General features: G+C 64.1%; 26 protein-coding genes and 1 other RNA gene. 16 read left to right on the forward strand and 11 right to left on the reverse strand.

Going from position 1 to position 25240, the window contains the following annotated elements; all coding sequences use genetic code 11:
* Positions 1-38: 38 nt before the first annotated feature.
* A complete protein-coding gene (locus CT676_RS06385) occupies positions 39-1745 on the reverse strand; it encodes a response regulator (protein WP_085399737.1) in 1707 nt (568 codons plus the stop codon).
* Positions 1742-3256 (reverse strand): ATPase domain-containing protein, encoded by a 1515-nt coding sequence (locus CT676_RS06390; protein ID WP_063981606.1) that lies wholly within the window; start codon positions 3254-3256, stop codon positions 1742-1744. Before CT676_RS06390 ends, CT676_RS06385 begins: the two co-directional genes overlap by 4 nt.
* A gap of 397 nt (positions 3257-3653) precedes the next feature.
* Between CT676_RS06390 and CT676_RS06395 the strand changes: the two genes are divergently transcribed.
* The gene (locus CT676_RS06395; RefSeq protein ID WP_063981607.1) at positions 3654-3920 is read left to right on the forward strand and encodes a hypothetical protein; all 267 of its coding nucleotides are present in this window, start codon (positions 3654-3656) and stop codon (positions 3918-3920) included.
* 162 nt (positions 3921-4082) lie between these two features.
* Positions 4083-4838 (forward strand): outer membrane beta-barrel protein, encoded by a 756-nt coding sequence (locus tag CT676_RS06400; RefSeq protein WP_085399736.1) that lies wholly within the window; start codon positions 4083-4085, stop codon positions 4836-4838.
* A gap of 94 nt (positions 4839-4932) precedes the next feature.
* Here the strand turns inward: CT676_RS06400 and CT676_RS06405 are convergent, their stop codons facing one another.
* Positions 4933-5556: a helix-turn-helix domain-containing protein gene (locus tag CT676_RS06405; RefSeq protein ID WP_244623079.1), complete on the reverse strand. Its 624-nt coding sequence runs from the start codon at positions 5554-5556 to the stop codon at positions 4933-4935.
* A 505-nt stretch (positions 5557-6061) separates the two neighbouring features.
* Here CT676_RS06405 and CT676_RS06410 point away from each other — a divergent pair.
* Entirely contained in the window at positions 6062-6349 is a 288-nt protein-coding gene (locus tag CT676_RS06410) for a DUF3551 domain-containing protein (protein WP_080586562.1), read from the forward strand.
* Positions 6350-6546: 197 nt separating this feature from the next.
* On the opposite strand, the gene CT676_RS06415 is transcribed toward CT676_RS06410, so the two are convergent.
* The 7 genes from CT676_RS06415 to ssrA form a co-directional block, all read right to left on the reverse strand.
* Complete coding sequence (locus CT676_RS06415; RefSeq protein WP_085399734.1) at positions 6547-8418, reverse strand: ferrous iron transporter B; 1872 nt, start codon at positions 8416-8418, stop codon at positions 6547-6549.
* A 23-nt stretch (positions 8419-8441) separates the two neighbouring features.
* Positions 8442-8717 (reverse strand): FeoA family protein, encoded by a 276-nt coding sequence (locus tag CT676_RS06420; protein WP_014493043.1) that lies wholly within the window; start codon positions 8715-8717, stop codon positions 8442-8444.
* Positions 8718-8832: 115 nt separating this feature from the next.
* Positions 8833-9087 carry a ribbon-helix-helix domain-containing protein gene (locus CT676_RS06425; RefSeq protein WP_014493044.1) on the reverse strand — a complete coding sequence of 85 codons (255 nt, stop codon included), beginning with the start codon at positions 9085-9087 and terminating at the stop codon, positions 8833-8835.
* Positions 9084-9272: a DUF4169 family protein gene (locus CT676_RS06430; RefSeq protein WP_063981611.1), complete on the reverse strand. Its 189-nt coding sequence runs from the start codon at positions 9270-9272 to the stop codon at positions 9084-9086. Before CT676_RS06430 ends, CT676_RS06425 begins: the two co-directional genes overlap by 4 nt.
* A gap of 278 nt (positions 9273-9550) precedes the next feature.
* Positions 9551-10987, reverse strand: coding sequence for a class II fumarate hydratase (fumC, locus tag CT676_RS06435; RefSeq protein ID WP_244623080.1), 1437 nt, complete (start codon positions 10985-10987; stop codon positions 9551-9553).
* A 101-nt stretch (positions 10988-11088) separates the two neighbouring features.
* Positions 11089-11607, reverse strand: a complete 519-nt coding sequence (locus CT676_RS06440; protein ID WP_085399733.1) for a ClpXP protease specificity-enhancing factor SspB — start codon at positions 11605-11607, stop codon at positions 11089-11091.
* A gap of 114 nt (positions 11608-11721) precedes the next feature.
* Positions 11722-12086, reverse strand: a transfer-messenger RNA (tmRNA) gene (gene ssrA, locus CT676_RS06445).
* A gap of 96 nt (positions 12087-12182) precedes the next feature.
* Between ssrA and CT676_RS06450 the strand changes: the two genes are divergently transcribed.
* From CT676_RS06450 to CT676_RS06505, 12 genes are all read left to right on the forward strand, one after another.
* A complete protein-coding gene (locus tag CT676_RS06450) occupies positions 12183-12812 on the forward strand; it encodes a chromate transporter (protein WP_085399732.1) in 630 nt (209 codons plus the stop codon).
* Complete coding sequence (locus tag CT676_RS06455) at positions 12809-13339, forward strand: chromate transporter (RefSeq protein ID WP_063981614.1); 531 nt, start codon at positions 12809-12811, stop codon at positions 13337-13339. Before CT676_RS06450 ends, CT676_RS06455 begins: the two co-directional genes overlap by 4 nt.
* Before the next feature lie 94 nt (positions 13340-13433).
* Positions 13434-14195, forward strand: a complete 762-nt coding sequence (locus CT676_RS06460; protein ID WP_063981615.1) for a tripartite tricarboxylate transporter TctB family protein — start codon at positions 13434-13436, stop codon at positions 14193-14195.
* A gap of 7 nt (positions 14196-14202) precedes the next feature.
* Positions 14203-15717 (forward strand): tripartite tricarboxylate transporter permease, encoded by a 1515-nt coding sequence (locus tag CT676_RS06465; RefSeq protein ID WP_085399731.1) that lies wholly within the window; start codon positions 14203-14205, stop codon positions 15715-15717.
* A gap of 135 nt (positions 15718-15852) precedes the next feature.
* Entirely contained in the window at positions 15853-16833 is a 981-nt protein-coding gene (locus tag CT676_RS06470) for a tripartite tricarboxylate transporter substrate binding protein BugD (protein WP_071910509.1), read from the forward strand.
* A gap of 170 nt (positions 16834-17003) precedes the next feature.
* Positions 17004-17798, forward strand: coding sequence for a thymidylate synthase (locus tag CT676_RS06475; protein ID WP_085399730.1), 795 nt, complete (start codon positions 17004-17006; stop codon positions 17796-17798).
* Between the two features lie 5 nt (positions 17799-17803).
* Positions 17804-18289 (forward strand): GNAT family N-acetyltransferase, encoded by a 486-nt coding sequence (locus tag CT676_RS06480; protein ID WP_085399729.1) that lies wholly within the window; start codon positions 17804-17806, stop codon positions 18287-18289.
* Positions 18289-18798 (forward strand): dihydrofolate reductase, encoded by a 510-nt coding sequence (locus CT676_RS06485; protein WP_085399728.1) that lies wholly within the window; start codon positions 18289-18291, stop codon positions 18796-18798. Before CT676_RS06480 ends, CT676_RS06485 begins: the two co-directional genes overlap by 1 nt.
* A gap of 154 nt (positions 18799-18952) precedes the next feature.
* The gene (gene hflK / locus CT676_RS06490; RefSeq protein WP_063981619.1) at positions 18953-20089 is read left to right on the forward strand and encodes an FtsH protease activity modulator HflK; all 1137 of its coding nucleotides are present in this window, start codon (positions 18953-18955) and stop codon (positions 20087-20089) included.
* Complete coding sequence (locus CT676_RS06495) at positions 20086-20982, forward strand: protease modulator HflC (RefSeq protein ID WP_063981620.1); 897 nt, start codon at positions 20086-20088, stop codon at positions 20980-20982. Before hflK ends, CT676_RS06495 begins: the two co-directional genes overlap by 4 nt.
* Before the next feature lie 71 nt (positions 20983-21053).
* Positions 21054-21260: a DUF2065 domain-containing protein gene (locus tag CT676_RS06500; RefSeq protein WP_025038031.1), complete on the forward strand. Its 207-nt coding sequence runs from the start codon at positions 21054-21056 to the stop codon at positions 21258-21260.
* Between the two features lie 157 nt (positions 21261-21417).
* Entirely contained in the window at positions 21418-22923 is a 1506-nt protein-coding gene (locus CT676_RS06505; protein WP_071910517.1) for a Do family serine endopeptidase, read from the forward strand.
* A 144-nt stretch (positions 22924-23067) separates the two neighbouring features.
* Here the strand turns inward: CT676_RS06505 and serB are convergent, their stop codons facing one another.
* Positions 23068-23973 (reverse strand): phosphoserine phosphatase SerB, encoded by a 906-nt coding sequence (serB, locus tag CT676_RS06510; protein ID WP_085399727.1) that lies wholly within the window; start codon positions 23971-23973, stop codon positions 23068-23070.
* Between the two features lie 11 nt (positions 23974-23984).
* Here serB and miaA point away from each other — a divergent pair, with 11 nt between their 5' ends.
* Positions 23985-24941, forward strand: coding sequence for a tRNA (adenosine(37)-N6)-dimethylallyltransferase MiaA (gene miaA / locus CT676_RS06515; protein WP_085399726.1), 957 nt, complete (start codon positions 23985-23987; stop codon positions 24939-24941).
* Positions 24942-25240 lie beyond the last annotated feature (299 nt).

Genomic DNA, 25240 nt, shown 5'->3' on the forward strand with positions numbered 1-25240 from the left:
CGGTCGTCGATCGCTTTCGCGATGCGACACCGCACGCGTCAGCAGCGGCTGGACCGCTTGGACTCCATGTCGCGCCCGGGTTCTGCCTTTGCCGCGCTGAGCGCCGCGGCCAGCTCGTCGATATGGTAGGGTTTCGGCAGAATCTGCAGACCGGCCAATTCGGCGTCGTGAACTGCGGCTTCGGAGTATCCGCTGGTCAGAAGCACGGGTATGTCGCTTCGCCTTCTCTTGATCTCCCGCGCCAGCTCGACCCCATTCATGCCACCGGGCATCATGACATCGGAAAAGACGAGGTCGACGGCGCGGCCGTCCGCCAGGGCACCGAGCGCGGCCGCGCCACTCGCCGCGTGCGTGACCTCGTAACCGAGCTGGCCCAGCATCTCGCTCACCAGTGCGGCAACCTCGTCATCGTCCTCGACCAGAAGGATGCGGCCATGATTGCTCTTCTTCGGCCGCACCATGTTGAGATCGATCAGGTGTCGCTCCCTGGAAGGAATGCTGAGCGACCGCGGCAAATAGAGTTCGATGCTGGAGCCTCGGCCGACTTCCGATCGAATGCGGACCGTCCCCCGTGACTGCGTCGCGAATCCATGGACCTGGGCGAGCCCGAGCCCCGAGCCCTTTCCGACCTCCTTGGTCGTGAAGAATGGTTCGAAAACGCGTGACAGGATCTCCGGACTCATGCCGACACCGGTATCGACGACGGACAGGCGCACATAGTCTCCGGCGATCTGCTCGTCATTCAGATTGGGCAGATTTTCCCCGCGCACGAGAATCGTGCCGCCATTGGGCATGGCGTCGCGGGCGTTGACGGCGAGGTTGAGGATCACGAGTTCGAGCTCGCCGGGATCGACCTCCACCGGCCAGAGCGTGTCAGGAAAATCGAACTCGACATGGACGTCGCCTCTCAGGCTTCGATCGAGCAATTCGCGCATGCCGCCCATCTGTGAGGCTACGTCGACAGGCTCCGGCCGGAGCGTCTGCCGGCGGGAGAACGCGAGAAGCTGCCTGGTCAGGCTGGCCCCGCGCTGGGCGGCCTGGACCATCCCGTCCATGAGCCGGCGACGACGGTCCGGATCGGTCTGGCGGTCGAGCATGTCGAGGCCGCCGGAGATCACCATCAGCAGATTGTTGAAGTCGTGCGCCACCCCGCCGGTCAGCTGTCCGATGGCTTCGATCTTCTGGGCTTGCCGAAGCGTCTCCTCGACCCGGGCACGCTCGTCCATCTCGACGCGCAATTGCTCGACGGCTTCCGCAAGGGCCCGCGTGCGCTCGACCACCAGCGTCTCGAGCTCCTGAGCCGCCTGTTCGCGCGCCGCGAACAGAGCCCGGATTTCGTATTGGCGCCGCCGCGCGCGCAGTGCCGATTGAACGGCGCTAGTCAGCGTCATTGGCTGAACCGGCCGCTCGAGCAGCGAGACGTTACGGAGAAGCGCGACAATGCTGCGGCGCCAGGCAAGGACGGCCGGCTGCTCGCGATGGCTGGTCAGGACGACGAAGGGCAGGTCGGACCAGGGCGGTTGGCTCTCGATCCATTGTGCCAGCGGCGAGGTGTCTTTCCCGAACAGAGCTTCCTCGGCAACGAAAACGGCGCCGACGCCGGCTGCCATCTCGCTGACGAGTTCGGGCAGACTGCGGCAGCTGGTCGCTTCCAGGTGCGAACTCCGGAACAGCTCGGCGGAGGCAAGTCCGTCGCGCCCGATCGGAGCAAAGACGAGAACATGGTGATCTCGCTCAACGCTCATTCAACCGACCCTTCGGGCTTAGGTGCCCCGGTATAATGCGGATTGCCGGAAAAGATGCCGCTGAACTCCCTCAGGGGCGGGCCGAGCGTGATGCCGGCGCTGCTAAGCCGAAATTCCCGGATGGTATGCTCGTGTCGGCCGCTGCGCTTCTTGACGACAGACAGAGCGCGCCGCACCGTTCCGCCGACCTCGAAATAGCGCAGCATGACCACGGAATCGCTGAGATAGCTGATGTCGAGAGGCGTATCCATCGGACCGACGAGGCCATGCTGGGCGAGGACCAGGATGGTCAGCACACCCTGCTGCCCCAGGTAGCTCAAGAGTTCGTGCATCTGCAGGATGAGAAATCGCTCGTCGGGCATCGCGGCCAGATAGCCGTTCAGACTGTCGATGATGACGAGGCGGGCATTGTCGGCCTCGACGCTCTTTCGCACGTTTGCGGCGAACTCACCCGGCGACAGCTCGGCGGGATCGATCTGCTGAAACCGGACAAGCCCCGAATCGACGTGTTCTTGCAGGTGCAGGCCAAGTGTCCGGGCGCGCGCTTCGACCGTGCCGCGGCCTTCATCGAACGCGAAGAACACCGCGTGCTCGCCACGTTCGGCCGCCGCGATCGCGTAGGTGAGCGCAACCGATGATTTGCCCACGCCGGCGGCGCCGATGAGCAGCGCATTGGTGCCGCGCTCGAGGCCGCCTCCCAGGAGCTGGTCGAGCTCGGCGTTGCCGCTCGGGGTGAAGTCGCCGACGAAGGTCTTGTGATGTTCGGCCGCCACCAGGCGGGGGAATATCTGCAGGCCGCCTCGCTCGATCGTGAAATCGTGAAACCCGCCGCGAAACCGGATGCCGCGCATCTTGATCACGCGGAGCCGGCGCCGCTCGGCGCCGTAATCGATCGCGACCTGTTCGAGCATCACCACGCCGTGCGCAATGGAATGGAGCTGCAAATCGTCCTGAGATGACGAAAGATCGTCGAGCAGGACCACTGTGCAATTGCGGTTGGTGAAAAAATGTTTCAGGGCCAGCACCTGGCGCCTGTAACGAAGCGGGTTCTGGGCAAGCAGGCGCAGTTCGGACAGGCTGTCGAGCACGACGCGGTTGGGATTGACCCGCTCGACTTCCCTGAAGATCAGGCCGGTCGTCTCGCTCAGCTCCATTTCGGCGGGATGAAACACCGTGAGCTCGCGCTCCGGATCGAGCGTCGTCTCCGGCGGAACCAGTTCGAAGATGTCGATGCCGTCCAGCGTCCAGCCGTGCCGCTGCGCCACAACGTCCAGCTCGCGCTTGGTTTCGGACAGCGAAATATAGAGCACGCGCTCTCCGTCCCGCACCCCCCTCAGCAGGAACTGAAGCGCGATGGTGGTCTTGCCCGTGCCGGGCTGCCCCTCGTAGAGATACATCCGGTTGGCGTCGAAGCCGCCACCCAGGATGTCGTCCAGCCCGGCGCTGCCGGTCGATATTCTGGACAGCTCTCGGGGCGCACTGTCCGTAACAGTGCTGGATGGACTGCTCATTGATCCCCTTTGACGCTTCGAGAGAAGGGCGCCACCGCCCCTGCGCGAGTCCCAGGGCTCGCGCCCGGTTAAGCCGAACGGCCTTGGAACGAACTCTCAGATCGGCGCCGGGTTCCCTGCTGATGGGGTGGCGGTCGGCCCTGATCACGGCGCCGATCCAGCCCGAAGACGGTATCGCATCGCCATTCGCGGGACGGAGAAGGTCGGGAGCCGGATGTCACTGAAGCCGATGATGCCATCGTGCTCCTGTGTTGCCCGACGGGTCAACCGACCCTCAGTTCGCGACCCGGCGCGTCAAGCGTTCGCAGTCAAGTCGCTGCTTGATCTGAATCAAACAGGCGGATGACAGCCGCACCACAACGCGAGTCCAGGGACTGGTGACATGTTGGTGTGCGCAATGAGTCCGACCTGGTACGTCACCTTCGAAGTGCAACGGCGAGGCGTTCTGCCGAGACAACGAAGTCCGCGCGAGACGAAGACCTTCGCGACTGAGCATGAAGCCAAGCTGTTTGCGCGCGCCAAGCGCGATGAGGGACTTTCCGTCTTTGCAGGCACGATCAACCCGCACCTGCCGAAGCGGGTGATCCCATCCTCCGGCATCGGCGCGTGGCTTGCTGACGAACAGGACGGTGCTGGAGCGCACGGCACTTCAAAGACTGACTAAGCACTCTTCTGTGCATAGCGATGGCGTTTGAGTGTTGCCATTTTGGTACGGGCCCAAAATCCCCTCGCGCGTAAACTTCAGGATGTTCGCAAGCTTTATGCACGCCAGCCTGCATTAGGGCTCGCTTCTGACGAAAGAAATTTGAGCAAAGGGGACGAAACGATGAAAAAGCTTTCGATCGCGGCGATCGGCTTCGCGGCGCTGAGCATGGCGGCTCCGGCCATGGCGGCCGATATGGCCGTCAAGGCGCCGCCGCCGGCACCGGTGGTGGCGGTTTACAACTGGACCGGATTTTACATCGGCGCCAACGGAGGCTGGGGGCAGAGCCACGGTTGCGTCGATTTGATAACGCCCGCAGGCAACGTCGCAAGTGGTTGCGCCGATCGCTCCGGAGGCCTCGTCGGTGGACAGATCGGGTATCGCTGGCAGACCAATCAGTTCGTGCTCGGCCTGGAAGCTCAGGGTGATTGGGCCGAGATCAAGAACACACGCGTCAGCGTGATCGATCCGTTTATCTCGACCACGGGCAAGACCGATGCGATCGGGCTGTTCACGGCTCAGCTCGGTTGGGCATGGAACGCCTCACTGCTCTACGTGAAGGGCGGCGCCGCCGTGACGCGCAATCGCTTTGACATCTTCAACAATGTCACCGGCGTCGGCCTCGCCTCGGCAGGTCACACGCGCTGGGGCGGTGCCCTGGGTGTCGGCTGGGAGTATGGCTTCAGCCCGAACTGGACGGTCGGTGTCGAATACGACCACCTCTGGATGGGGCGTGACAACACCTCCTTCGCAGGCGTGGTCACACCCGGTGGGTTCACCCTCACCGGCAGCGGTGTCACCCAGGATATCGACATGGTCACGGTTCGCGTGAACTATCGCTTCGGCGGTTATGGTGCTGGTTATGGTGCTCGCTACTGAGCCTGTGTCTTCCCAGTGACTTCAGGCCCCGGCATGGACCGGGGCCTTTTTCATGGGAAGCGCGAAAACGCGAGGATGTCCGCCGCTTCCGGCGTCAGTTCCGACGGTCGAACCCGGCGAGTTGTTGTCTGTCCAAGAGCACGATGTGACGCTGGTTCTTGTCGATGAAACCGAGGATCCCAAGCGCGCGCAAATGCGAGAGAGATCGCGAGACGGTCTCGAGCGTCATACCGAGATAATCCGCGATGTCACGCCTCGACATCGGCAGCGCGAGGACGCCTGCGGCCGTGAGCCGCCTGTCCATTTCGATCAGAAAGGCAGCAACCCGCTCCAGCGACGTCTTGCGTCCAAGCAGCAGCATGTGGTCCTCGGCATGCCGGAGATTCGTCGTGGTCATATGGAGCAGGCTTCCGGCCAAGGTGCCGTCGCTCCCGGCAACAGCGTCGAGGCTCTCCCGCCTGATCAGCCGCACGGTCGTGTCCGTCACCGCTTCCGTCGTGAAGCGATGGACACCGCCATTCGTCAGCCCGAAGGTGTCGCCGGGAACATGAAACGCATTGATCTGCCGGCGCCCGTCGGACAGCAGCTTGTAGCTTCGTACTGTGCCTGACTTGACCTGGTAGATGTATTCGGCGGGCTCCTTCTCGCCGTAGATCTCGCTGTCGCGCCTGTAGGTGAATTCGCGCAGGCTGACCACCGGATTCGAGGCGGCGGTCATTCCGAGTTCGCTAAGAGAATGCGGGCGGGGAAGGGAGACCGGGGTTGCGTGCATCAGCATTGGACCAACTCCTCAATCTCATAGCGATCGGGTTCGTCAGTCGCGGGGCATGTGCTGAAACGGGGACAGTGTCGCGCGGCTCTTGTTGTTCCTGATATCGAGCTTGTTCGAAAGCGGGACGAGTGACTATCGTCCTAAGGTTCATTGTACCAACGGACAGGACGAGGTTTGGCATGTCGCGATACGCCGCCTTGATCTAGCGCAACGTGAGGCCTCGTAAGGTTTCCATGCTTCGATGGCTGGACTTCACCAGCTCACGGAGACAACTATGGATGCAAGACGACTTACTGCGGCAGCAGCCGCATTCGTGTGTGCGGCCTCGTGCCCCCTGCCTTAGATCCGTTGATTTTCGTTGGGACCGCGCGCGCCCAATTGGGTTTGATGTTCGCAGCCAGAAGGCAGGTTGGCGCGCAGCATCCGACGGAACTTAAATCAGGAGATGAAGATGACCCGCCTGCTTTTCGCAATTCTATCGGTTAGCTCAATTCTGGTGTCGGCAGCCTCGATCTCGTCCGCGGCCGAACGCCAGTATCGCCATGGCAACGTCGCCCCGGGTGTTCCTAATAGCTACTGCTTGCAGGGGCGGATCTGGGGATACCCAGGCAATTGCCAATTCGCGACCTATGAGCAGTGCATGGCAACCGCTTCAGGGATCAGTGCCTATTGCGGCGTCAATCCGAGCTACGCCTTCGCGCATCAGTATGACCCTCGCGGTCAGTGGTATCCGCGCTAGCGGATCTCTATCCCGATCCTGATCCCGGTCTTGGCAATTCTTCGACGATACCATTGTGCCAGTGTTTTGCCCGACGGTGCAACCGGCGCGCATTAGTCCTTGGCCCGGGTGGTTTTTGCAAATGCGTAAGCCATTGATTTCACAACCCACGTCTACTGTGCATGGGGTTGTTTTCGCAGTTTTGGTTTGAGGGGGCCTTATCCCGCCCCTAACGCGACCGCGACGTTGTAGGTCAGGAGGCTCGCGGCATAGGCGAGCACCAGCATGTAGAAGAAGGTCACGGCCATCCAGGTCCAGCTTCCGGTCTCGCGCCGGATCACGGCGAGCGTGGATGCGCATTGCGGGGCGAAGATGTACCAGGCCAGCATCGACAGCGCGGTCGCGAGCGACCATTTCGTCGCCAACACCTGGCCGATCTGCTCGGCCGCTTCCTTGCCGCCTTCGATCGCATAGACGGTGCCGAGGGCTGCGACCGCGACCTCGCGCGCCGCCATGCCCGGGATCAGCGCGACCGCGATCTGCCAGTTGAAGCCGACGGGGGCGAGCAGGGGCTCGAGCGCCTTGCCGATGATCGCGGCCAGGCTGAAGTCGATCGCCGGCTCGGTGGCGCCCGCGGGCGGCTGCGGGAACGAGGCCAGAAACCAGATCAGCACCATCATCGAGAAGATCGTGGTGCCGGCGCGGTGCAGGAACATTTTCGCCCGCGTGTAGACGCCGATCGCGATCGATTTCAGCCGCGGCATCTTGTAGTCCGGCAGCTCCAGCATGAACGGCGCCGGCGCATAGTCGCGCAGCATGAAGAATTTGATCAGGAACGAGACGACCAGCGCGCTGGTGATGCCGGCGGCGTAGAGGCCGAACATCACGAGGCCCTGGAGGTTAATGAAGCCCCAGACGTCCCTGGCCGGAATGAAGGCCGAGATGATCAGCGTATAGACGGGAATGCGCGCCGAGCAGGTCATCAGCGGCGCGATCAGGATCGTGGTCAGCCGGTCGCGCTTGTTGTCGATCACGCGCGTCGCCATGATGCCGGGAATGGCGCAGGCAAAGCTCGACAGCAGCGGAATGAAGGCGCGGCCGTGCAGGCCGGCGCCGCCCATGATGCGGTCCATCAGGAACGCGGCGCGCGCCATGTAGCCGAAGTCTTCCAGCAGCAGGATGAACAGGAAGATGATGATGATCTGCGGCAGGAACACGATGACGCTGCCGACGCCTGAGATCACGCCGTTCTGAAGGAAGCTCTGCAGCAGGCCGGCGGGCAGGGTGGCGTGCACGAATTCGCCGAGCGCGTCGAAGCCGTTGTTGAGCAGGTCCATCAGCGGCTGCGCCCAGGCGAACACCGCCTGGAACATCACGAACAGGATGAGAGCGAGCACGATCAGGCCGCCGACCGGATGCAGCACAACGGCATCGATCCGCGCGGTCCAGGTGTCGGGCCGGCTTGGCAGGCTGACGCAGTCGGCGATGATGCGGTCGGCCTCGCGCTGGGTGGCGCGCAGCTCGGCGACGCTGAGCGCGCGCCAGCTGTTCTCCCGCGGCTCCGCGGCGAGTTTCGCCGAGATCTCGTCCGTCAGCGCCAACAGGTCGGCCGTGCCGCTCTTGCGCACCGCGATCGAGGTGACCACGGGCACGCCGAGCTCCTTGGCGAGCCGCTCCACGTCGACGGTGATGCCGCGCCGGCTCGCGATGTCGAACATGTTGAGCACGAGGATCATCGGCCGGCCGGTGCGCTTCAGCTCCAGCAGCAGGCGGATGGTCAGGCGCAGATTGGTCGAGTCGGCCACGCACAGCACGAGGTCGGGCACGGTCTCGCCGGACGCCTTGCCGAGCACGAAGTCGCGGGTGATCTCCTCGTCCGGGCTGCGGCCGCGCAGCGAGTAGGTGCCGGGGAGGTCGACCACCGAGACCTGGCGTCCCAGGGGCGTAACGAAGAAGCCTTCCTTGCGCTCGACGGTGACGCCGGGATAGTTCGCGACCTTCTGTCGGCTGCCGGTCAGCGCGTTGAACAGCGACGTCTTGCCGCTGTTCGGCGTGCCCACCAGGGCGAGATGCAGCAGAGGAGCTTCCATGGGATCAGATTTCCGGTCGCTATCTAGGCGACAATGATGGCCATGGCTTCACGACGGCGGACCGCGATCGTGATGTTGTCGACACGGACGGCGATCGGGTCGCGCCCGACCAGGCCCTCGTGCAGGACCTCGACCCGGGCGCCCTCGACGAAGCCGAGCTCGATCAGCCGGCTCTCGAGCTCGATGTCCGAGAGCGCCGAGCCGGCATCCCCGGCAGAAAGGTGTTGGATGACGCCGATATAGCCGCGCTGGGCCAGGCCCAGCGGCATCCGCGAACGCGTGTCATTGGTGTCGGTCATGCCCTGTATTTTCAACGCAGGGCAGTGAGGTCAAGCGCGCGGGTCGGCTGAAACTGCACCTTAGAGTGATTTTAAAGTGCAGAACCGTGAGGCGCCGTTGGAGGACGCCCAACGGCTACTGGGCCGGGACCTTTTCCGGCTGGATGGCGGCCATGGCGCGGCTCTTGAAGTAGTCGAGGACGAACAGGCGGATCGCCGAGGACAGATTGCCCTGCTGGCGGTTGCCGTCGATCTCGCCGACCAGCTCGGACAGCGTCATGTTGCGCAGGCCCGAGATCTCCTTCATGCCGTTCCAGAACGCCTCTTCCAGGCTGACGCTGGTCTTGTGGCCGGCGACCACGATCGACCGTTTCACCACGGGCGACTTCATGACTGATCCTCGCGATCGATCTGATGCTGGTCCAGATGCGCCTTCGCCTGGTCCGCGCGCGTCTCCTCCGCCGACCGCTCCGCCTTCGTGCGGCCGAACTTCGCCCGGTTGACGTCCGCCTGCTTCGCCGTGGCTTCCCGCTCGGCGCGCTTCCTGAAACGATTCAGGTTGATGACGTTCCCCATGCCGCGTCTCCATCATCCGCTCCTCTTCTGGCAGGATGAAACATTCAGAAACTGGGTGCCGTGTTGCGCCCTATGAGACTTGATCGCCATTCGCTCGTCCTCGTCAATTGGCCCCTCGGGCCATCAAACGATGAATTAGCCCCGTCAAAGGGCAGAGAGGCCTGCGTAGCACGCCGCCTCGCCACAACATTGACGGTAATCAAATCCCGGCCCTTAGGCCTTATATTTATGAGCCCCAGGGCACCGTATCATTACGGATGACTATCGGAATTCGGAATTCATCCAGGCCGCGTCATTTTCTCCGGCTGCACCAGCCGGTCGAACTCGTCGGCTGAGACGAAGCCGAGCCGCAGCGCCTCCTCCTTCAGCGTGGTGCCGTTGGCATGCGCGGTCTTCGCCACCTTGGCGGCGTTGTCATAGCCGATCTTCGGGGCGAGCGCGGTCACCAGCATCAGCGAGCGCTGCATCAGCTCCCTGATGCGCTTTTCGTCGGCACGGATGCCGCTGACGCAATGTTCGGTGAAGGAGCGCGCGGCGTCCGCCATCAGCCGGATCGAGTGCAGCATGTTGTAGGCGAGCACGGGCTTGTAGACGTTGAGCTCGAAATGGCCCTGGCTGCCGGCGACTGTGATCGCAGTGTGATTGCCGAACACCTGGCAGCACACCATCGTCATCGCTTCGCACTGCGTCGGGTTGACCTTGCCGGGCATGATCGAGGAGCCCGGCTCGTTCTCCGGCAGGATCAGCTCGCCGAGGCCCGAGCGCGGGCCCGATCCGAGCAGGCGGATGTCGTTGGCGATCTTGAACAGGCCTGTCGCGACGGAATTGATGGCGCCGTGCGCCAGCACATAGGCGTCGTTCGAGGCCAGCGCCTCGAATTTGTTGGCGGCGCTGGTGAAGGGCAGCTTCGTAATCCCGGTAACGTGCTTTGCGAACAGTCTTGCGAAGCGCGGCTTGGAGTTGAGGCCGGTGCCGACGGCGGTGCCGCCCTGGGCCAGCGGATAGAGGTCCTTCACCGCGACCTTGAGGCGGGCGATGCCGCTTTCGACCTGCGCGGCGTAGCCGGAAAATTCCTGGCCGAGCGTCAGCGGCGTCGCGTCCTGGGTGTGTGTCCGCCCGATCTTGACGATTTTTGCGAACTCTTTCTCCTTCTTGCGGAGCGCGCGCAACAGCTCGCCGAGGGCAGGGACGAGATCGGCATTGATGCGGCTTGCGGCCGCGATGTGCATCGCGGTCGGGAACGAGTCGTTCGACGACTGGCTCATGTTGACGTGATCGTTGGGATGCACCGGCTTCTTGGCGCCGAGCTCGCCGCCGAGCAGCTCATTGGCGCGGTTGGCGATGACCTCGTTGAGGTTCATGTTGCTCTGCGTGCCCGAGCCGGTCTGCCACACGACCAGCGGGAAATGATCGTCCAGCTTGCCCTCGATCACCTCGCGCGCGGCGCGGATGATGGCATTGGCCCGGCGCTGGTCGAGCAGGCCGAGCGCGAGGTTGGATTGTGCGGCGGCGAGCTTGACGATCCCGAGCGCATGCACGAGCTCGATCGGCATGCGGTCGATGCCGATGCGGAAATTCTGGCGCGAGCGTTCGGTCTGCGCCCCCCAATAGCGATCGGCGGGGACCTCGATGGGACCGAAACTGTCGGTCTCGGTGCGGCTGGCGGGGCGGGCAGTCTTCGAGCGAGCAGTCTTCGAGCGAGCAGTCTTGGCCATGAGCACATCCATTCTGCGGCGCGGAATTCCGCGCAGCCTCTTCATGTGCTCTTCTATATCGGCAGTTTGGCCGGGCGCGACCGTTTCGGGTCCAACCTAGATCATTTCTTGCGGAAACGATCGAGCCGCACCACCTCAGCGCCGCCCTGGTTCGGGGCGGTCGGCTCCTCGGCGCTTTCCGCCGGTTCACTGGCAGGTGCGGGCACCGCGACGGCCGACGGCGCGGGAGCGGCCGGCAATGTCTCGGGCGAGACCTCGGCGACATCGGAGGTGTCGAACTGGAGGCCGAACTTCACGGACGGATCGAGGAAGCTCTTGATCGCGCTGAACGGCACGATCAGCCGCTCCGGAATGCCGCCGAAGGACAGGCCGACCTCGAAGCGGTCCTCAAGCACGGTCAGATCCCAGAACTGGTGCTGGAGGATGATCGTCATCTCTTCCGGATATTGCGCCAGGAGCCGCGACGACAGCTTCACGCCCTCGGCCTTCGACATGAAGGTGATGAAGAAATGGTGCTCGCCCGGCAGTCCATGGGACGCGGCATCGGTCAGCACCTTCCGCAGCACGCCGCGCAGCGCGTCGCGGGCCAGCACATCGTATCGGATATGATCGGTCGCCATGGTGGTCCTGTTGCATTCCAGGAGTTGGGCCCTGCCGGCCCGACTCGCCAAGCCGCAATAGTACCGCGCCTGACGGGTCAGCAGGAGTCCCCGCCGGAAAGGAAATAAGAGGTAAGTGGAGGCTTCTGTTGCCAGGTGCCTCCGAACCCCGCCTAACGGAGCTTAACCCGTTAGGACTTCAGAATGGTCTTTCAAACTGCGTTACGCAGCCTGAGCAACCGGAGCAAAGTTGTCGTTGGCAACTATTGCATAGCCCGATAACGGCGGAACAATACCGAGAAAAAGAACGCCCTTTACGCCCTCGTCGATCCTATTTCGCCCCCGCCAAAGCCCGCTCTGGGTGAGCCCGCTGGTGGGCTTTGGTGGAGGCGCCGGGTACCGCCCCCGGGTCCGAATGGTTTATTGCGACGACCGTTTATTTCCATAGCCGGCGAACCGGCACCCCCAATATAGGGGGCAAAGGTTTCAAATGACAGGTGTTTCGAGCGGCGATCCCACGGTTCCCTTTGGATAGGTCCCGGGCGGGCCTCGGTATGATCTTGGCCCTGGGACGGCCAGCGTTCTAAGCTCCTGACATGTCCACGGATTCAGCACCGGCCGCCCAAGAGCCGGATCAAGAGCCAGATCAAGAGCCGGACCATCCAGCCGCCCACGCTCCTCCGCCCGGCCTCGTCGCGTTGTTCCTGGCCTTCGCCCGGATGTCGTTGGCCGGCTTTGGCGGGGTCCTGGTGTTTGCCCGCCACGCCATTGTCGATCAGCACCGCTGGATGACGGCGGACGAGTTCAACGAGACCTTTGCGCTCTGCCATTTCCTGCCCGGGCCCAACATCGTGAACCTGTCGATGGTGTTCGGGTCGCGGCTGCGCGGCATCGCCGGCGGCGTTGCCGCCTTTACCGGGCTGTTGCTGCCGCCGACGGTGATCATGACCGTGCTTGCGATCATCTACGCCCGGTTCGGCGATGTGGAGGTGCTGCGCCGGATCCTCGCGGGCATCTCCTGCGCGGCGGTCGGGCTGCTGATCGCGGTGGTCTTCCGCATGATGATGCCATTGCTCAAGCGGATGGACGTCGTCGTGCTCATTCTCATGCTCGGCGTGTTCGTTGCGATCGGCGTGCTTCGCCTGCCGCTCCAGGCGGTGCTGCTGGTCGCGATTCCCATCAGTATCGGCGTCACATATTGGGTGCGGCGGAAGGTAGCAGTATGAACAGCGAAAACCCGATCTGGGCGCTGATCTCCACCTTTGGTCTAATGTCGTTGTTCGCAGTCGGCGGCGCTGCGGCGGCGGTGCCGGAGATGCACCGCATCGCAGTCGACGTGCATCACTGGATGACCGAGAAGCAGTTCGCCGACGCCTATGCGATCGCACAGCTCTCGCCAGGTCCGAACGTACTTATCGTCACGTTAATCGGCTATGCCGTCGCCGGCATCCCCGGCGCGCTGGCGGCGACGCTGGCGATGTGCCTGCCGACGGCGCTGCTTGCCTATTATGTCAGCCGTCTGCTGAGCCGGCCCAGCCAATCGCGCTGGCCCGCCTTGATTCAGACTGCACTGGTTCCGCTATCGATTGGATTGATGGCAGCCAGCGCCCTGATCCTGGCCCAGTCGACCGATCGCACCTTTGCTGCGCTGCTTCTGACCGCGGCGGTTGCAGTGCTCGCGTCCGTCTCGCGCATCAATCCACTCTGGCTTCTGCTCGCCGGAGGCCTGATTGGTTTTGCTGGCATTGTGTAATGAAAATCGCTAGGCAGTGATCCGGGCGGGGGATCCTTTTCCAGCCGATTAGAACAACAGTGCTCGTGACTTAGGAGTCGCGGAGGAGACAAGCATGGCCGACACGATGGGCCACTCGGCGACTGCCACCCGAAACACCTCGGTGGCGATCGGCTTCTGCCTGCTGGCGATCGCGCCGCAGATTTTCGAATTCATCTGGTCGATCGGGACGATCTTCGGCTGGGGTGCCGGGCGCGGCCCACTGCAGGTCGTAACCGGCCATGCGACGGCGCTGCTCGCCGGCGCGCCCAGTGCCATATTCGGATCGTTCGGTGCCGGCACCAAGAAGGCATCATCCGATGTGCTGCTGGCCCTGATCTATTCCTATCCACTGTTTGCAGTGGCGATCCTCACGCTGTTCATGACGATCCGGTCGGCGCAGGACTATGTCGGCGGCGTCATCCTGATGGCGCTCGCCCTGTTCGCGCTGTGGGCGTCGAGCGATCTGCAGGGCATGCGCGGCTTCTCCTTCGGCGCCGGCACGGCGCCGCGGATGTTCGGTGGATTGCTGGTGGCCTTGTCGGCCGGCATCGCCTTGACCGGCCTTTTGACCGATGGGCCGGCGATGGCCCATTATTCCTGGCGCGGGCCTCTGTTCGTGATGGTCGCGATCCTGTTTTTCGCGCTGGCGATCCGGCCACTCGGCCTCGTGGTCACGGCCTTCGTGAGCTTCATGATTGCGGCGCTGGGCTCGCATGAGACGCGCTGGCTGGAGGCCGCCATCGTCGGCGCCTGCCTGACGCTCGGCTGCGCAATCCTGTTCCCGTACGTGCTCGGGTTGCCGATGCCGATGTTCCCGCGTTTCCTGGTTCAGTGAGGGTGTAATGGAGCTCTTTGCCAACCTCGCTCACGGTTTTGCCGTCGCGTTCTCTCCGATCAACCTGCTGATGTGCCTGATTGGTGCCCTCGTGGGCACGCTGGTCGGCGTGTTGCCGGGCATCGGCACCATCGCGACGGTCGCGATGCTGCTGCCGATCACTTTCGGCCTGCCGCCGGTCGGCGCGCTGATCATGCTCGCCGGCATCTATTACGGCGCCCAGTATGGCGGCTCGACGACGTCGATCCTGGTCAACATACCCGGTGAGGCGACATCGGTCGTCACCGCCATCGACGGCCACCAGATGGCCAAGCAGGGCCGTGCCGGCCCGGCGCTGGCGATCGCCGCGATCGGCTCGTTCTTCGCCGGCTGCGTTGCGACCGTTTTGATCGCCGTCCTCGGCGCGCCGCTCACGAAGCTCGCGCTGGCGTTCGGTCCGGCCGAGTATTTCTCGCTGATGGTGCTCGGCCTGATCTTCGCGGTGGTGCTGGCCAAAGGCTCGGTGCTGAAGGCGATCGCGATGATCGTGTTCGGCCTGCTGCTCTCGATCGTCGGCTCGGACATCGAGACCGGCGCCTCGCGCATGGCCTTCAACATTCCGGAGCTCGCCGACGGCCTCGGCTTCGCGACGGTAGCGATGGGTGTGTTCGGCTTCGCCGAGATCATCCGTAACCTCGACGCCGGCGCCGAGATGAACCGCGATCTGGTGCAGCAGAAGATCACCGGCCTGATGCCGACCAGGAAAGACCTGGTCGATTCGGCGCCTGCGATCCTGCGCGGCACGGTGCTCGGCTCGATCCTCGGCATCCTGCCCGGCGGCGGCGCGGTCATCGCGTCGTTTGCGGCCTATACGCTCGAGAAGAAGCTCGCCAAGAACCCGTCGCGGTTTGGCCGCGGCGCGATCGAGGGCGTGGCGGGGCCGGAAAGCGCCAACAACGCTGCGGCGCAGACATCGTTCATTCCGCTGCTGACGCTCGGCATCCCGCCGAACGCGGTGATGGCGCTGATGGTCGGCGCGATGACCATCCACGGCATCGTGCCGGGCCCGCAGGTCATGCAGAAGCAGCCGGATCTGGTCTGGGGCATGATCGCCTCGATGTGGATCGGCAATCTGATGCTGATCATCATCAACCTGCCGCTCGTCGGAATCTGGGTGCGGCTGCTGCGCGTGCCTTACCGGCTGATGTTCCCCTCGATCGTGATCTTCTGCGCGATCGGCATTTACTCGGTGAACAACGCACCGGTCGACGTCATTCTCGCGGGCGTCTTCGGTCTGGTCGGCTACTGGCTGATCAAGCACGATTTCGAGCCGGCGCCGCTGCTGCTCGGCATGGTGCTCGGACCGCTGATGGAAGAGAACCTGCGTCGTGCGCTTCTGATCTCGCGCGGCGACTGGAGCGTGTTCCTGACGCGTCCGTTGTCGGCGGTGCTGTTGGCGATCGCGGCGTTTCTGCTGATCCTCACGGTCCTGCCCGTGCTGCGCGCCAAGCGCGACGAGGTGTTCACCGAATCCGAGAACTGACCGCGCCTGCGTCGTCGCGGCGCCCTGCGTCCGCACGCCGCATTCGGAAGTCGAATCGACTTGTGTGACCGCTTCGTGAAATGAAAATGCCGGCCCTGTGGCCGGCATTTTTGTTTTACGTCCGAGGGGATCGAGATGACTTCCATTCGCGCGCTTGCGGGCGCATGTGCCGCAGCGTTCGCATCGTTGTGCGGCTTTGTCGCACCGGCGGAGGCGCAGACCTATCCGACGCGCAGCATCACCATGATCGTGCCGTTCGCGGCCGGCGGACCGACCGACGTGATTTCGCGCATCGTCACCGGGCACATGGCGCAGACGCTCGGACAGAGCATCATCATCGAGAACGTGGTCGGCGCCGGCGGCACCACCGCGACCACGCGCGCTGCGCGCGCGGCCAATGACGGCTATACGCTCATTACCGGGCATATGGGCACGCATGCCGCCTCCGTGCCGCTCTATCCGAAACTCGCCTACCATCCCGAAAAGGATTTTGAGCCGGTCGCGCTGCTCGCGGGCACGCCGATCCTGATCCTGGCGCGCAAGGACTTTCCGCCGAAAGACCTCAAGGAGTTCGTCGCCTACGTGAAAGCGAACGCCGAGAAGGTCAATGCCGCGCATGCCGGCGTCGGCTCGGTCTCGCACGTCTCCTGCGAGCTCCTGCACTCGATCCTCGACATCAAGCCGGTCGGCGTGCCCTTCAACGGCACGGGCCCCGCGATGAATGCGCTGGTGGCCGGACAGGTCGACTACATGTGCGACCAGATCGTCAATGCGGTGCCGCAGATCAATGCCGGCACCATCAAGGCCTATGCGATCGCGACGGCCGAGCGCAATCCGTCGCTGCCGAACGTGCCGACCACGGCGGAGGCCGGCCTGCCTGCGTTCCAGGCCCAGGCCTGGAACGCGATGTTCGCGCCGAAGGGAACTTCGCCCGCGATCATTGCGAGCCTGAATGCCGCCGCCATCAAGGCGCTCGACGACGAGACCGTGAAGAAGCGCCTGCTCGAGCTCGGTAGCGTCATTCCGGGTCCCAAGGACCGGACGCCGGAGGCGCTGGCGACCCTCGTCAAGAACGAGATCGCGAAGTGGACCCCGGTGCTCAAGCCGGCAACTTAACGAGCACTTTCAAGCCGATAGGCGAGGGGCGGGACGCAAGTTCCGCCCCTTGTTGTTTGCACCGGGAACAGTCACTTTTCGGGGTATAATGGGGTTAAACAGCGAATCGCTGCTGTCGTAGCGCGGGGCGCGCCGTTAAGTTCGCCGCCTCCCCAAAGGCTCAATGGCACATGCACCAGTATCAGGACCTGCTCGAGCGGATTCTTTCAGACGGCGCCGAGAAGACCGACCGGACCGGCACCGGCACGCTGTCGGTGTTCGGCCATCAGATGCGCTTCAACCTGTCTGCCGGCTTCCCGATGCTGACCACCAAGCGGCTGCCGCTGAAGGCGATCGTGCATGAGCTGTTGTGGTTCCTGAAGGGCGACACCAACATCAAATATCTGCGCGACAACGGCGTCACCATCTGGGACGAGTGGGCCGATGCCAATGGCGATCTCGGGCCGGTCTATGGCCATCAATGGCGTTCCTGGCCCACGGCCGACGGGCACAGCATCGACCAGATCGCCAATGTCATCGACATGATCAAGCGCACCCCGGATTCTCGCCGGCTGATCGTCACCGCCTGGAATCCCGCCGACGTCGAGAAGATGGCGCTGCCGCCCTGCCACCTGCTTTTCCAGTTCTATGTCGCCAACGGCAAATTGTCGTGCCAGCTCTATCAGCGCTCGGCCGACGTCTTCCTCGGCGTGCCCTTCAATATCGCTTCCTACGCGCTGCTCACCATGATGGTGGCGCAGGTCACGGGATTGAAGCCCGGCGACTTCGTGCATTCGCTCGGCGACACCCATCTTTATTCCAATCACCTGGAGCAGGCGAAGCTCCAGCTCACGCGTGCGCCGCGGACGCTGCCGGTGATGCGGATCAATCCTGATGTGAAGGACATCTTCTCCTTCCGTTACGAGGATTTCGAGCTCGTCGGCTACGATCCGCATCCGCACATCAAGGCGGAAGTCGCGGTCTAGCGCAGATGTCGTTGACCATCCGCCGCGTGCGCGCCGGTGAAGCCGGGCTGGTTCTTGCTCTCATCCGCGAGCTTGCCGAATACGAAAAGCTTTCGCACGAAGTCGAGGCGACCGAGGCGATGATTGCGGAAGCGCTGTTGGGCGAGCGTCCGCAGCTCTATTGCGCGATTGCCGAGTGGAACGGCGAGCCGGTCGGCTTTGCGGTCTGGTTCGTCAATTTCTCCACTTTCAGCGGCCGTCACGGCATCTATCTCGAAGATCTCTATGTGCGGCCGTCGCATCGGGGCAAGGGCCTTGGCAAGGCGCTGCTGGTCTATCTCGCCAGGGAGTGCGTCGACAACGGCTGGTCGCGGCTGCAATGGGCGGTGCTCGACTGGAATGCGCCGTCGATCGCGTTCTACAAATCGCTCGGCGCCGTCATGATGGACGACTGGACGCTGTGCCGCGTCACCGGCCCCGCGCTGACACGACTTGCAGGGAGCGCGTCCTGATGGAGATCATCTTCGTCGTCGCGATCGCGGAGAACGGCGTCATCGGCGCCGGCAACGGGTTCCCGTGGCGATTGAAATCCGACATGGCGCGCTTCAAGGCGCTCACGATCGGCAAGCCCGTGATCATGGGCCGCAAGACCTTCGAAACCCTGCGCCGGCCGCTTCCTGGCCGTACCAACATCGTCATCACGCGCGATGCGGATTATCGCGCCAATGGCGCCATCGTCACGACATCGGCTGCCGATGCGGGCGCGGTTGCGCTTGGCGATGCCCTGCGGCGTTCGGTCGCCGAGATCGCGGTGATCGGTGGCGCCGAGATCTATCGGCAATGGCTCGATCGCGCCGATCGCCTCGAAATCACCGAAGTGCATGCGCGTCCCGAAGGCGACACGCATTTCGACATCGACAAGGCAGAGTGGGATGAGGTTGGGCGCATCCGGCATCCTGCCGGCCCCGACGACAGCGCCGACTACTCCTATGTGACATATCGTCGGCGGGCGGGCAATTAACCGCATTCGTCAATGTTTACATTGACTTTTTCGTGCCCGAGCATAGCTCGAAGGACAGCCCGGGCCGCGTTGTAAGGGACTTGCCTGTCCCCTATAAAGCCGGACCGGACAAAGCGGGCGGGGGCGATTTTCACCCTGCCGAGGAGAGCGTCGAATGCCGTGGAAGAATCAGGGCGGTGGCCCATGGGGCTCGGGTCCGAAGGGACCATGGGGCAACGGCCCGCAACCGGTCGGGCCAAGGCCGCCGGATCTGGAAGACCTTCTGCGGCGCGGCCAGGACCGCCTCCAGCAGATCATGCCGGGCGGCTATTTCTCCGGCATCGGCATCACGCTGATCGTCCTGCTCATCATCGCGTTCTGGCTGCTGTCGGGCTTCTTCCGGGTGCAATCCGAAGAGCTCGGCGTCGTGCTGCGCTTCGGCAAGCATGTCCGCACCGTGCAGCCGGGTCTGAACTATCATCTGCCCTATCCGATCGAAACCGTGCTGCTGCCGAAGGCGTTGCGCGTCAACACGATCTCCATAGGCATGACGCTGATCGACGATCCGGCACGACGCGGCCGCTCCATTCGTGACGTGCCGGAAGAGAGCCTGATGCTGACCGGCGACGAGAATATCGTCGACGTCGACTTCACCGTGCTCTGGCGCATCAAGCCGGACGGCGTCGGCGACTTCCTCTTCAACATCCAGAATCCCGAAGGCACCGTGAAGGCGGTCTCCGAGAGCGCGATGCGCGAGGTGATCGGCCGCTCGCAGATCCAGCCGATCCTGACCGGTGCGCGCAACGTTACCGAACAGGGCGTGCAGGAGTTGATCCAGAGGACCTTGGACAGCTACGGCGCCGGTATTCTCATCAGCCAGGTGCAGATGCAGAAGGTCGACCCGCCGGCGCAGGTGATCGACGCGTTCCGCGACGTCCAGGCGGCGCGCGCCAATCTCGAGCAGTTGCAGAACGAGGCGCAGACCTACGCCAACCAGGTCGTGCCGCAGGCACGCGGACGTGCGGCGCAGATCACGCAGGCCGCCGAAGGCTACAGGGAGCAGACGGTCGCCGAGGCCAAGGGCCAGAGCTCGCGCTTCCTGAAGGTTTACGAGGAATACAAGAAGGCGCCCGACGTGACGCGTGAACGGATCTATCTTGAGACGATGGAGCGCGTGCTCGGCGGCGCCGACAAGCTCGTCTATGACGGCGGCCCCTCGGGCCAGGGCGTTGTGCCCTATCTGCCGCTCAGTGAGTTGACGACCAAGCGGCCGCCTACCACCGGTCAGCAGTCGAGCGGAGGCAACCGATGAGGTCTCCGGTCACAGGTATCGTCACGCTGCTCGCCCTCCTGCTCGTCGTGATCGTCGGCTACATGTCGCTGTTCACGGTGCAACAGACCGAGCAGACCATCGTGCTGCAGTTCGGCCGTCCCGTCGACGTCGTCACCGCGCCCGGCCTGCACTTCAAGGCGCCGTGGAATTCGGTGATCAACATCGACAAGCGGATCCTCGATCTGGAGAACCCGTCGCAGGAAGCGATCGCGTCCGACCAGAAGCGGCTCGTGGTCGACGCCTTCGCGCGTTACCGCATCAAGGACGCGCTGCGCTTCTACCAGAGCGTCGGCTCGATCCAGGCCGCCAACATCCAGCTCACCACGCTCCTGAACGCGGCGCTGCGCCGCGTGCTCGGCGAGGTCACCTTCATCAACGTGGTGCGCGACGACCGCGAGAAGCTGATGCAGCGCATCCGCGACCAGCTCGATCGCGAGGCCGACGGCTACGGTATCCAGGTCGTCGACGTCCGGATCCGCCGCGCCGACCTGCCGGAGCAGAACAGCCAGGCGGTCTACCAGCGCATGAAGACCGAGCGCGAGCGCGAAGCCGCCGAGTTCCGTGCGCAGGGCGGCCAGAAGGCACAGGAGATCCGCTCCAAGGCCGACCGCGAGGCGACCGTGATCGAGGCGGAAGCCAAATCGCAGGCCGAGCAGATCCGCGGCGTCGGCGACGCCGAGCGCAACCGCCTGTTCGCGGAAGCCTACGGCAAGGACGCCGACTTCTTCGCCTTCTACCGGTCGATGACGGCCTATGAGAACGGGCTGCGCGCGAACGACACCCGCTTCCTGCTGCGGCCGGACTCGGATTTCTTCCGGTTCTTTGGTAACCCGTCCGGCAAGACGGCAACCGAGACGCCGGCGAAGCCGTGAGCTAGACAGAGGGCGGCAGTTCTGCCGCCCTTCGTCCAGACAAGAACAGCACTACGGGAGGTTCCATTCCGATGAGGTCCATTGCGTTCGCCGACTTCCTCATCGGCTTAGGCATCCTGTTCGTGCTGGAAGGCTTGATGTTCGCGGCAAGTCCGAACTGGATGCGCAAGGCCATGAAAAGCGCCATCGCCACGCCGGACAATATCCTGCGGGCGGTTGGGATCGGTTCGGCCGTGGCCGGCCTGGTCTTGATCTGGGTTATGCGCCGTCCGATTTAGGCGTCACGCCAACGCCAAAGTGAAGGCGAGAGACTGGTTTTCGCCGTATTATCCGGGTCTTGAGGCCCGTTAAGCTCCGCGCTTGCGCCGTCCCCCCGTTCGAGCGCAGTCTTGGGGGCGAATCCTTGGCGCCTGATCCTTTTCTCTGGAGATACCAATGACCGCTGCCACCATTGCCCCGACCCGCTTGCGCTTAGGGCTGGCCGCGCTCGCCGTCAGTGCATTCAGCGCGTTCGGCACGCCGGCCCTTGCGCGTGGCCCGGACGGGATCGCCGACGTCGCCGAGAAGGTGATCGACGCGGTCGTCAACATCTCGACCTCGCAGACCGTCGAAGCCAAGGGCGGCGGCGGCGGCAGCAACACCATGCCGCAACTGCCGCCCGGCTCGCCCTTCGAGGAGTTCTTCGACGACTTCTTCAAGAACCGCCGCGGCCCCGGCGGCGGCAGCAAGGGCGGCGAGCGCGGTGACAACCCGCCCCGCAAGACCAACTCGCTCGGCTCCGGCTTCATCATCGACACCGCTGGCGTCGTCGTCACCAACAACCACGTCATCGCGGACGCCGACGAGATCAACGTCATCCTCAACGACGGCACCAAGATCAAGGCCGACCTGGTTGGCGTCGACAAGAAGACCGACCTCGCCGTGCTGAAGATCAAGCCGCCGAAGCCGCTGGTGGCGGTAAAGTTCGGCGACTCCGACAAGTTGCGCCTCGGCGACTGGGTGATCGCGATTGGCAATCCGTTCAGCCTCGGCGGCACGGTGACGGCCGGTATCGTCTCGGCCAAGAACCGCGACATCTCCTCGGGGCCGTATGACAGCTATATCCAGACCGACGCTTCCATCAACCGCGGCAATTCCGGCGGTCCGCTGTTCAACCTCGATGGCGACGTCATCGGCGTCAACACGCTGATCATCTCGCCCTCCGGCGGCTCGATCGGCATCGGCTTTGCCGTGCCCTCGAAGACGGTTGTCGCCGTGGTCGATCAGCTCCGCCAGTTCGGCGAACTGCGCCGCGGCTGGCTCGGCGTGCGCATCCAGAGCGTCACCGACGAGATCGCCGAGAGCCTCAACATCAAGCCCGCGCGCGGCGCGCTGGTCGCCGGCGTCGATGACAAGGGCCCGGCCAAGCCCGCCGGCATCGAGCCCGGCGACGTCGTCGTCAAGTTCGACGGCAAGGACGTCAAGGATCCCAAGGATCTCTCCCGCGTCGTCGCCGACACGGCGGTCGGCAAGGAAGTCGATGTCGTCATCATCCGCAAGGGCCAGGAGGAGACCAAGAAGGTCACGCTCGGCCGTCTCCAGGATCCCGACAAGGTGCAGGCCGCGGTCAAGACCGACGAGCCGGCGCCCGAGAAGCCGGTGACGCAGAAGGCGCTCGGTCTCGATCTTGCCGCGCTCAGCAAGGATTTGCGCACGCGCTACAAGATCAAGGACAGCGTCAAGGGCGTGGTCGTCACCAATGTCGACGCCAATTCGGATGCTGCCGAGAAGCGCCTCTCCGCCGGCGACGTCATCGTCGAGGTCGCGCAGGAGGCCGTCTCCAGCGGCGCCGACATCCAGAAGCGGGTCGACCAGCTCAAGAAGGACGGCAAGAAGTCTGTGCTGCTGCTCGTCTCCAACGCCGACGGCGAGCTGCGGTTTGTGGCGTTGAGCGTGCAGTAGTCGCCGCACAATCCAGTAGGGTGGGCAAAGCGAAGCGTGCCCACCATCTTTCCACCATCGCGACAAGAGTGGTGGGCACGGCGCAAGCGCCTTTGCCCACCCTACGGCCGCTGGGCGTGCCGCAAGTGCTGACGACGGGAGAGGCTAAGCCTCCACGAACTCGTCCCGCCGATACCCCTGAGCATAGAGCAGCGCGGTGAGATCGCCATGGTCGATCCGCGCGGCAGCCGCAGCCGCGACCGCTGGCTTGGCGTGATACGCCACGCCCAGGCCCGCCGCCTGGATCATCGCGAGATCGTTGGCGCCATCGCCGACCACGACCGAGTCGATGTCGTCGAGATCGAACGACTCCATCAGATCCACCAGCGTCGCGAGCTTTGCCGCGCGGCCCAAAATCGGCTCCTTGACCTCGCCGGTGAACTTGCCGTCGCGGACGACGAGCTCGTTGGCGCGGTTCTCCTGGAAGCCGATCTTGGCGGCGACCGCGCGCGTGAACAGCGTGAAGCCGCCGGAGACGAGACAGGTATAGGCGCCGTGGGCGCGCATGGTCGCGACCAGTTCGCGGCCGCCCGGCGTCAACGTGATGCGCTTGGCCAGCACCTCGTCGACCACGCTGGCGGGAAGGTCCTTCAGCAGCGCGACGCGCTCGCGCAGCGCTGGCTCGAACTCGATCTCGCCGCGCATCGCGCGTTCCGTAATCGCCGCCACGTGGGCCTTCATTCCGACGAGATCGGCGAGCTCGTCGATGCATTCCTGGCCGATCATGGTGGAATCCATGTCGGCGAGAAAAAGCTTCTTGCGCCGGAAGCCGACTGGCTGCACCACGATGTCGATGGGAAGGTCGCCGCGAAGCTCGCGCAACCGCTGTTCGATGGCGTGACGGTCGCCTTGGAGGTTATCCTGCGCGCCGAAGGGAATGTCGACCGCAACCCCGTCAAACAGCCAGTGCGCAGGTTGCGCCTGGGGCAGCACGGCGCGGGCGCCGTCGACGATGGTGCTGTCGAGCGCGGGATTGTCGGGATTGCAGATCAGCGTGGCGACGAGGGACATTTGAGGTTTTCGTGAGCGAGGGACAAGTCAGCAGAAGACATGTTGGCAAGGCCGTGCTTATCGCAGGCCCGACCGCCAGCGGCAAGTCGGCGCTGGCGCTCGAGCTTGCCCTGAGTACGGGCGGAATCGTCATCAATGCCGATTCCATGCAGGTCTATCGTGACCTCCGCATCATCACCGCGCGCCCCACACATGGCGAGGAAGGACGCGCGCCGCACCGTCTCTACGGCCACGTCGATGCGGCCGTGAATTTCTCGGCCGGCGCATGGGTGGTCGACGCGACGAAGGCGCTGGACGAGGCGAAAGCCGAAGGCCGCCTGCCGATCTTCATCGGCGGCACGGGCCTTTATTTCAAGGCGCTGACGGCGGGCCTCTCCGTGGTGCCGCCTATTCCCGCCGAAATACGTGAGGACGTGCGCGCGCGGCTGGAGCGGAACGGCGTCGAGGCGCTGCATGAGGAACTTGCACGCCGTGATCCGCGCGCCGCCGAACGATTGAACCTGCGCGACCGCACCCGGATCGCGCGCGCGCTCGAAGTGGTCGAAGCGACGGGCCGTTCGCTGCTCGACTGGCACCATGAAGGCCAGCCGCCGCTGCTGCCCAAGGACAGTTTTCGCGCGGTGTTTCTCGCCCCCGAGCGCGACGAGCTCTATGCCCGCATCGATGCCCGTTTCGATGCCATGCTCGGTGCCGGCGCGTTGAGGGAGGTGGAGTGGCTCGCCGCCAGACATCTCGATCCGCTGCTGCCGGCGATGAAAGCCCATGGCGTGCCGGCCCTGATCCGGCATCTGCGCGGTGAGATCGGCCTGGACGAGGCGGCCACGATCGGTCGCGCCGACACCCGCCACTACGCCAAGCGGCAATTCACCTGGTTCCGGCACCAACTGCCCGAGTTCGAATGGGTGAAGCCGGAGGAGGCGAGGGGGTGGCTTGCCGCCATCGTGAATGCGGAGCGGGACCTCCGCTGACGCGCTTTTGTACCCGGGTTCCCGAATTTACCTCTCGCCGAACCCTGGGAACACCGCTACATTGCCAAAATCGCGCGGGAACGGTCGCATTGCCTTGACATCCGGGCTTTGACCGTTATGTTTCGCGCAACCTTTGGGAAGCCGGGCACCTGCCATGCGTAACATTATTACCAAACTCCTTATCGCCGTCGTACCCAGGCACACCGCCGGGGGTGGCTAGCTGCCATCCACAAGACAGGCGGTGTGCATGGGCCCTCTTCGGGGCCTTTTTTATTTCCCGAACCCGACACGAACGAAGC

It is taken from the genome of Bradyrhizobium sp. MOS001, from assembly GCF_004634465.1.
GTDB lineage: Bacteria > Pseudomonadota > Alphaproteobacteria > Rhizobiales > Xanthobacteraceae > Bradyrhizobium > Bradyrhizobium barranii.